Origin of the sequence: Eubacterium sp. AF15-50 (genome assembly GCF_934835595.1) — a bacterium.
Taxonomy (GTDB): domain Bacteria; phylum Bacillota; class Clostridia; order Lachnospirales; family Lachnospiraceae; genus Eubacterium_G; species Eubacterium_G segne.
Genome location: NZ_CAKVZL010000034.1, coordinates 1 through 6,389 on the forward strand (window position 1 = coordinate 1; position 6,389 = coordinate 6,389).

Annotated in this window: 4 protein-coding genes and 2 pseudogenes (1 of these 6 running past the window's edge); 4 read left to right on the forward strand and 2 right to left on the reverse strand. The window is 35.8% G+C overall.

Features of this window, described 5'->3' with window-relative positions; translation table 11 throughout:
• A pseudogene (locus tag Q5O73_RS05515) lies at nt 1-419 on the forward strand (LysR family transcriptional regulator); the annotation flags it as partial.
• 55 nt (nt 420-474) lie between these two features.
• On the opposite strand, the gene Q5O73_RS05520 reads toward Q5O73_RS05515, so the two are convergent.
• Together Q5O73_RS05520 and Q5O73_RS05525 are read right to left on the reverse strand one after the other, a co-directional pair.
• Nucleotides 475-1,383 (reverse strand): alpha/beta fold hydrolase, encoded by a 909-nt coding sequence (locus Q5O73_RS05520; RefSeq protein ID WP_021953762.1) that lies wholly within the window; start codon nt 1,381-1,383, stop codon nt 475-477.
• 18 nt (nt 1,384-1,401) lie between these two features.
• Nucleotides 1,402-3,036, reverse strand: a complete 1,635-nt coding sequence (locus Q5O73_RS05525) for an ABC-F family ATP-binding cassette domain-containing protein (protein ID WP_021953763.1) — start codon at nt 3,034-3,036, stop codon at nt 1,402-1,404.
• A gap of 179 nt (nt 3,037-3,215) precedes the next feature.
• On the opposite strand from Q5O73_RS05525, the gene Q5O73_RS05530 reads away from it, so the two are divergent.
• The 3 genes and pseudogenes from Q5O73_RS05530 to Q5O73_RS05540 form a co-directional block, all read left to right on the forward strand.
• Nucleotides 3,216-5,060 carry an alpha-amylase family glycosyl hydrolase gene (locus Q5O73_RS05530; protein WP_021953764.1) on the forward strand — a complete coding sequence of 615 codons (1,845 nt, stop codon included), beginning with the start codon at nt 3,216-3,218 and terminating at the stop codon, nt 5,058-5,060.
• Between the two features lie 13 nt (nt 5,061-5,073).
• Nucleotides 5,074-5,841 carry a TraX family protein gene (locus tag Q5O73_RS05535; RefSeq protein ID WP_021953765.1) on the forward strand — a complete coding sequence of 256 codons (768 nt, stop codon included), beginning with the start codon at nt 5,074-5,076 and terminating at the stop codon, nt 5,839-5,841.
• Nucleotides 5,842-5,983: 142 nt separating this feature from the next.
• Nucleotides 5,984-6,389: pseudogene (locus tag Q5O73_RS05540) on the forward strand (RICIN domain-containing protein); it runs 1,514 nt beyond the window's last position.

Sequence of the window (6,389 nt, forward strand, 5' to 3'; positions counted from 1 at the left end):
GCTATATACCGCTTAAAAAGGCAGCCTTTTATTGTGAAATGTATAAACAGGATACCATGGTTTTGGTAACGGATTATAATAATAAAAAATATAAAGAGGGAATAACTCAGAAAGAATTAGTTAATGAAAAATATCTTATGTGTAACTTTGCACTACAGGATGTAGGTCAGTTTATAAGAGGGTTGTTCCCAAAATATCAGCAGTTTTCCTTGGAAATTGATGACTGTGCCAAAATCATTCCTTTTTTATTAGGACAGGAAAATTATACATTTTTGCCTTGGGATATGGCTAAATCATATATTGAATCAGGTAAGCTGAGAAATATTCCACTGATAGATTTTAAAACTCCAATGATAAACAGCTATATAATTGGAAAAAAAGAAAAGCAGTATATGAGAAAAATTATTATGGGAGAGTAGGATAAAAACATACACGGTGAGACAGCAAAAGTGAAAAAAAAAGTAGAAGATGGGACTACAGGGTTCCATCTTCTACTTCTATTCCAGCCTTTATTTCTAAAAACTTAAGTATATCTTCATATACCAGTTCTTTTTCTTTTTCATTAAAAACTTCATGCCTCATATCCTGATACAGCTTGTAGTAAGTGTTAGGATAACCGCAACGTTTAAAATGGGTAACTGCCTTCTTAAAAGAATAGTCATTTTTTCTACAGGGATCTTCACTACCAGATACAAACATAACCGGAAGAGAAGGATTCTTGCTGGTCCATCCCATTTTGCTGTAAACAGTCTGCATTAAGTTAAACAACGCATAATAACCGTTTAGCGTGAAAGGGTATCCACACATAGGATCACTATTGTACAACTCTACAACATATCTGTCACTGGACAACCATGAATTAACAATTCCTTCTTTTTCAAAAGGCTTCTCAAAGGGACCGTTTACCAGTTTCTCAATCATGGGACTTCTGTAATGCCAACCCCTAAACAAAGCCAGAAAACGTGTAAAATATTTAGCAACCCCTACAAATCTGTTGTAGGATGGAGAGCCGCTTAAAACTACTGCCTGAACTTCACGGGAGTTCTTTTTCAAGTAAGCACGCACAATAAGGGAACCCATACTGTGACCAATGAGAATAAGGGGCAAATGAGGAAATTCCCTTCTTAAAAACATGGTAAATTCATGTACATCATCAATAAGCCCTTTATATCCTTCCTCCCCAAAGTAGCCTAAATCCTCTTTAGTGAGAATATTTTCACCGTGGCCTCTGATGTCGGAAATAGCACAGATAAATCCTTTATTGTTAAAATATTTCATTGTTTCAGCATAGCGCTGCCTTGTTTCACACATGCCATGCACAAATTCCATTACACCTATGGGTTTAACACCATTAGGTGGGTAAGTTATGGTAGTTGGTCTCATAAAGCCTCCTAAATGGCATTAATCATCAATGTCCATTCCTTCTGTTGTGTAAATAGTTCTTTTTCTTGCCATTTCATCATTTTCAAGATATTCATCATAAGTAGTAATTTTATCAATTAACTTGCCGTTTACAATTTCCATAATACGGTTTGCTGTTGTCTGAACAACCTGATGATCTCTTGAAGAGAAAAGTAAAACTCCCGGGAATTTAATTAAACCGTTGTTAAGGGCAGTGATACTTTCCATGTCAAGGTGGTCAGTAGGTTCGTCAATAATTAAAACATTAGCACCGCTAATCATAAGCTTAGATAGCATTACCCTGACTTTTTCACCACCGGATAAAACACGGACTTTCTTCATTCCGTCATCTCCCGCAAATAACATTCTTCCAAGGAATCCACGGACATATGTGGCATCCTTGTTTTCAGAATACTGTGTAAGCCAGTCAACAATAACATCATCTGAATCAAAATCCTTTGTGTTATCCTTAGGGAAGTAGGACTGGCTGGTTGTTATGCCCCATTTATAACTTCCTTCGTCAGGCTCAATCTCTCCTGTAAGAATACGGAATAGAGTGGTTTTGGCTAAACCGTTAGAACCTACAAAGGCAACCTTGTCTTCACGTCCGATTATAAAGGAAATGTCATCTAATACTTTAATACCGTCAATTGTTTTTGAAAGATGTTCCACAGTAAGAACTTCATTTCCAATTTCCCTGTCAGGTCTGAAATCTATATATGGATATTTTCTGCTGGAAGGTTTAATTTCATCCAACTCAATTTTTTCCAATGCACGTTTTCTTGATGTAGCCTGTTTTGACTTTGAAGCATTGGCACTGAATCGCTGAATAAATTCCTGCAATTCCTTGATTTTTTCTTCTTTCTTTCTGTTAGCTTCCTTCATCTGCTTAACAATTAACTGGCTTGATTCATACCAGAAATCGTAGTTTCCGGCATATAACTGAATCTTGGCGTAGTCAATGTCTGCAATCTGAGTACATACTTTGTTAAGGAAATATCTGTCATGAGAAACTACGATAACAGTATTATCAAAGTTAATCAAAAATTCCTCAAGCCATGCAATGGCATCCAAATCCAAATGGTTAGTAGGCTCATCTAATAACAAAATATCAGGATTTCCAAATAAAGCCTGAGCTAATAAAACCTTAACCTTTAGTGAACCGGTTAAATCTTTCATAAGACTGTAATGGTATTCAGTGTCAACACCAAGTCCGTTTAAAAGAGTAGCTGCATCAGACTCAGCTTCCCAGCCGTTCATTTCAGCAAACTCGCCTTCAAGCTCAGAAGCACGGATACCGTCTTCGTCAGTAAAGTCTTCCTTCATGTAAATGGCTTCTTTTTCCTTCATAATGTCATAAAGACGCTGGTTTCCCATAATAACAGTATCAAGAACAGTATATTCATCGTACTGGAAATGATCCTGCTTTAAGAAGGAAAGACGCTCACCCGGGGTAATAATAACTTCACCACTGGTTGGCTCAATTTCACCTGTAAGAATTTTCAAAAAAGTTGACTTTCCGGCACCGTTGGCACCGATAAGACCGTAACAGTGTCCCGGCACAAATTTAATATTAACATCTTCAAAAAGTGCCTTTTTGCCAAAACGCAGTGATATGTTGCTTGTACTTATCATTTTAAAACCTCGCTTATATATTTGATATTATTTACTAAATTAATTGCAAATCAAAGTATATCAGTTTTTTTACATTAAAGCAACGTTAATCCCCATATAAAATAGGTAGTGAAATTAATAACTTATGTGTTATAATTATTTTCATATCATTTCGTTTTAAGGCGTGAAAGGGAGACATCATGAATAATAAACTTTTAGAAAACATTAAAGTATACAGAGGAAATCCATTGCTTATGGGAGTTACGGTAATAGGCGATGAGGTGAATTTCGCAATTACAGCTAAATATGGCAGCAATTGCCAGGTAGTTTTGTATGAAAAAGGAAAAGACGAGGAGGTTGCACGTATTCCCTTTGAAAACGCACAGGTCATAGGAAATGTGTACGCCATGAGTGTGTCTGGACTTGATTATTCAAAATATTATTATAATTTTTCCGTGGATGGAGAAATAGTTACTGATGAATATGCAAAGGCACTTTCAGGAAAAAAGAATTGGGGGAAGGCGTGTGATAATCTAAAAGGTATTATTATAAATGATGATTATGACTGGCAGCAGGATGCACCTTTGAATATTCCTTTTGACGAAACTATTTTATATCGTATGCATGTAAGAGGATTTACAAAGCATGCCACATCAAAGGTAAAACACAAGGGAACGTATTTAGGTATTGTTGAGAAAATCCCATATTTAAAAGAGTTAGGCATAAATATGATTGAGCTTATGCCGGCATATGAATTTAATGAAATAAAAAAAGAAAACGCAACTTCCATGAAGGGACAGTTTGCCATAGAGTCGCCGGTACTTAATTACTGGGGATATACTGACGGTTATGCATTTGCACCTAAGGCATCCTTTGCATGGACTAACACTCCGGGAGGAGAGGTGGAAGAGTTTAAATATCTGGTAAGGGAGCTTCACAAAAACGGAATAGAGATTTCCATGGAATTTTTCTTCCCTCAGGGAACTAATCCTAAGCTTATTTTAGACTGTCTTCATTATTGGGTTATGGAATATCACATAGATGGAATACATGCAAACTGCGAAGAGGCAGTTATGCGAATGGTAGAAACAGATAATCTTTTATGTACAACTAAGATTTTCACATATAGTTTTTCAAATAATACTGATTTTTATGGCAGAAAAAGTGAAATCAGAAATATTGCCAACTTTAACGATGACTTTATGGTTTGCGCAAGGCGGTTTATTAAGGGGGATGAGGATATGCTAAACACAATGGCATATAAGATAAAAGCTAATCCTCCGGGAGTGGCAGTGGTAAATTATGTGGCAAACCATAATACATTTACATTGTACGATACTGTTTCTTATGACAGAAAATATAACGAGGCAAATGGTGAAAATAACAGGGACGGTGCAGTGTATAATTACAGCTGGAATTGCGGCGCGGAAGGTGATACCAGAAAGCGGAAAATCATGGATTTGAGAAAAAGGCAGATAAAAAATGCCCTGTGTCTGGTATTTTTAAGTCAGGGAGTCCCTATGCTGTATGCAGGAGATGAAATGTGTAATTCCCAAAAGGGAAATAACAATCCATATTGTCTTGATAATGAAATATCATGGACTAACTGGAATACCAACGCCATGGCAAAGGAAATACTGGAATTTACAAAAAATATTATAGCTTTCAGGAAAAAGCATAAGGTTCTTCATTTGTCTCAGGAAACAAGACAAATGGATTATAAATCTTACGGTCTTCCGGATATGTCTTATCATGGATCAAAGGCATGGTATGCGGACTTTAGTCATTTTAACAGACATTTTTCAGTTATGTATTGCGGAAAATACGCATTGTTAGACAAGGCAGGGGAAGAACAGGATATATATATAGCTTACAATATGTATTGGGAAAATCAGGAGTTTGGAGTTCCGTCTGTCAGAAATAAGAAAAAATGGCACCTTGAATTTTCCACAGATGGAAACAAAAAGGACTGTGATATTGACAGAATGTATGAGGCACCGGGAAGAAGCATTAGCGTGTTAGTTGCCGGTGATGAGAATAAATAATGGGAGATATAAGTTGAAGGAATTTGATAATAAGGGTATTGGAGCATACCTTAATCTTGACAGGTGGGGACTTACTACCTTTACATTGAAAATCATAGCAATGGTGACCATGATTTTTGACCACGTTGCGGTAATTTTACTTACAGATTATGGAAACATGTATGAGGCATTCAGAATTGTGGGAAGAATAAGTTTTCCTATATTCTGTTTTGTGTTGGTTGAGGGATATTTTCATACTAAAAACCGGATGAGTTATGCTACAAGGCTGGGAATATTTGCACTGATATCAGAAGTTCCATATGATATGATGTATGGCAGCTTCTTTAATCTGGAAAAGCAAAATGTTATGTTCACCTTGTTTTTCGGATTTATGGTTATATGGGCACTTGACTTAATAACAGGTTTTGCCATAAGATACCCTGAAAAATTAGTCAGCAAAGTAGGTGTGTTACGACTTAATTATTTAGCTGAATTGATAGTTATGGCACTGGGTTTTGGGGCGGCATATTTTTTAAATACATCTTATTCCTACGCAGGAATTCTTTTAATCATATGCTTCTATGTTTTCAGAAAACACCACATAGGAAAAATTGCATCCAATGTAGTATTTAATATGGGAATGTTTGGATATGGAATACAATGGGCAGGAGTATTAAGCATATTGCCGATAGCTTTGTATAATGGAAAAGCAGGATGTAGAAAGGGCAAATATGTTTTTTATGTATTTTATCCGTTACACATATTGTTATTGGTAATGATTAAAAAATGGATTTTTATGTAAAAATAATTAATTAACCATAATAAAATAAAATCTAGCCACTTTTTTATAAAATTAACCCCTTTTTTATATATTTAAATTTTTTATACTGTAAGTAGATTTATTGGAACGTAAAATTAAAAATATATAAGGAAGGAGTTTTTTTATGAGAAAACAGTTGTTAAAGAAAACGGCAGCATCTGTATTGTCTCTGGCAATGATTGTGTCATCAATGACATTTACGTCACTTAAGATGTCAAAAGATGTAACAGCAGCACCTACAACGTCATCTAAAATGGTATGGAGCGATGAGTTTAACGGGGCATCTATTGATACATCTAAATGGGGATATGAAATAGGAACAGGTTCTAGCGGATGGGGAAACAATGAACAGCAGTATTATACAAACAGGTCTGACAATGCGTATGTTTCAGGGGGAGCATTGCATATCAGAGCCAAGAAAGAGTCTTATGGCGGAATGAATTATACATCTGCAAGACTTAATACCAATGGCAAATTTACATTTACATACGGATATGTTGAAGCAAGAATAGCACTTCCTGCCAGTCAGG

Excerpts from the sequence above, each read along its gene's own strand:
- Q5O73_RS05520 (WP_021953762.1), bottom strand. The coding sequence starts at position 1,383 with ATGAGACCAACTACCATAACTTACCCACCTAATGGTGTTAAACCCATA.
- Q5O73_RS05525 (WP_021953763.1), bottom strand. The coding sequence starts at position 3,036 with ATGATAAGTACAAGCAACATATCACTGCGTTTTGGCAAAAAGGCACTT.
- Q5O73_RS05530 (WP_021953764.1), top strand. The coding sequence starts at position 3,216 with ATGAATAATAAACTTTTAGAAAACATTAAAGTATACAGAGGAAATCCA.